The organism is Planomonospora algeriensis (assembly GCF_977012225.1).
On record NZ_CDRNDK010000748.1, the window covers coordinates 1 to 2,028 of the forward strand.

1 protein-coding gene, 1 pseudogene and 1 riboswitch are annotated in these 2,028 nt (G+C 72.8%); the gene and the pseudogene both read right to left on the bottom strand.

Annotated elements, in window-relative coordinates:
- A pseudogene (locus ACWJ6R_RS35345) lies at nucleotides 1–512 on the bottom strand (hypothetical protein); the annotation flags it as partial.
- Between the two features lie 19 nt (nucleotides 513–531).
- Nucleotides 532–668: riboswitch (cyclic di-AMP (ydaO/yuaA leader) on the bottom strand.
- Nucleotides 669–864: 196 nt separating this feature from the next.
- On the bottom strand, nucleotides 865–1,692 hold the full coding sequence (locus ACWJ6R_RS35350; RefSeq protein ID WP_449066381.1) for an aldo/keto reductase: 828 nt from the start codon (nucleotides 1,690–1,692) through the stop codon (nucleotides 865–867).
- Between the last annotated feature and the right edge of the window lie 336 nt (nucleotides 1,693–2,028).

Consider the following 2,028-nt stretch of genomic DNA (forward strand, 5'->3'; position numbering starts at 1 on the left):
CGCAGACCGGCCTGCTCGCCGACCCAGGAGACGAACATCGCGCACCAGGGGGCGTTGGCGTAGCCGCGGATCGCGCCGCCGTCGCGCTCGACGGTCTCCGCGGCGCGGTAGGAGTCCATGTACCACCTGTGGAACCTGGTCCCGCCGCCCTTGGCGTTCTCCTCCACGCCGATCTGGCTCTCGGCGATGGAGAGCACCTCGCGGGCCGAGACCCGGGGCAGCCCTTCGGCGATGAGCTGCAGGGGGGTCCTGGCGGAGGCGGAGGCGGGCAGGCCCCCGCCGACTCCGGCGATCCCGGAGAGGGCGTCGGACGGCGCCTGGAGGGGGGCCTCGGCGTGGGCCGGAGGGCTCGCCACGGCGCCGCCCGCCAGCGTGACCGACGCGCCCAGCAGGACGTGGGTCAGGCGCCGCCTCTTCGCGGGGGCCGAGGCGGAGGCGGGGGCGGCGCCGCCGGTCTTCGGGGGGGAGACGCGGCGGATCTTCGCGGGGGAGGTACGGCGGTGCTTGCCCATGCGGGGGTTCGACTCCTTGCTCGGCTTCCGTGCCGCCTACCGGGTTAGCTGACGGGTTCGGGCCAGGAAGTGCCCTACAGCGCGCGGGCGCTGATTCACCCCAAGGGGAGGTGGGTCCCCGGTTCCGCGGGGTCGCGGATTCGGCGTCCATGACCTCATCGGGAGGAGGCCGGGCGGGCTGAGTCACGCACCGGCAAAAGGTCGGTCAGGACGGGGGAGGAGTGCGGGCCGAGAGCCGAGGGGGAGCATCGATTCAGCAAAATAACGATAAACATAAAAAATCGGGCAGGTCTCGCCCGGCGGCGAGCCCTGCCCGGGAGCGGCGGCCCCTCGAGCGGTCGCGGAGGAGCGCTCAGCTCACCTGGTTGAACGTAGCGGGGTCCGGGCCGAGGCGCCGGCCCGCGTCCAGCGAGGCGACCGCCGCCATGTCCGCGTCGTCCAGCTCGAACCCGAACACGTCGAGGTTCTCGGCGATCCGCGACGGCGTGACCGACTTGGGGATCACCACGTTGCCCAGCCGCAGATGCCAGCCGAGCACCACCTGGGCGGGGGTGACCCCGTGCCGGGCCGCGACCTCGGCCAGGACCGGCTCGTCCAGCAGCCCCCGGCCCTGGCCGAGCGGGCTCCACGCCTCCGTGACGATGCCGTGCGCGGCGTGGTGGCCGCGCAGCTCGGCCTGGGGGAGCTGCGGGTGCAGCTCGATCTGGTTGACGGCCGGGACGACGCTCCCCTCCTGCAGCACGCGCTCCAGGTGCTCCACTGTGAAGTTGCTGACCCCGATGGCCCGCACCCGGCCGTCGGCGTACAGCTTCTCCAGCGCCCGCCACGCCTCCGGGTACAGGTCCTGCGCCGGGACCGGCCAGTGGATCAGATAGAGGTCGAGGTAGTCCAGGCCGAGCCGCCGCAGACTCGCGTCGAACGCGCGCTGCGCCGCGTCGTAGCCGTGGGCGTCGTTCCAGAGCTTGCTGGTGACGAACACCTCCTCGCGCGGCACGCCGGAGGCGCGCAGGGCCCGGCCGACGCCCTCCTCGTTGCGGTACAGCGCGGCGGTGTCGATGCTCCGGTAGCCGGTCTCGAGCGCGGTGGCCACGGCGGTGGCGGCCTCGTCGTCGGGCACCTGCCAGACACCGAGACCGAGCCGGGGCATGCGGACGCCGTTGTTGAGAATCACGAATTCCATTTCTTCATGATCTCCCATCTCCACCCGGACGAACCGGTTGGAACGGTGCTTTACCTCCCACGGAGCGTGGTCGGCTGTTCACCTGGGGTTCCCGGTCCCGTAAGGCCGCCGCGTTACGTTGGGGCGGTCGTGAACGGGTCATCGCCCGGCGTGGAGCAGGACGGTCGGAACCACGCGCGGGATCAGTGTTCGGCCGTGGCCTGGGTGGAGTCCCCGCTGCAGATGCTCTGCGCGGTGGAGGCCCACCAGGCGGGGCTGCTGGGCGCCCGGACCCGGGTCGTGCCCCGGGCGGGGCTGCGCCCGCTCGCCGTCACCCGCCGGGAGCTGCGCCGGCTC

Excerpts from the sequence above, each read along its gene's own strand:
- ACWJ6R_RS35350 (WP_449066381.1), bottom strand. The coding sequence starts at position 1,692 with ATGGAATTCGTGATTCTCAACAACGGCGTCCGCATGCCCCGGCTCGGT.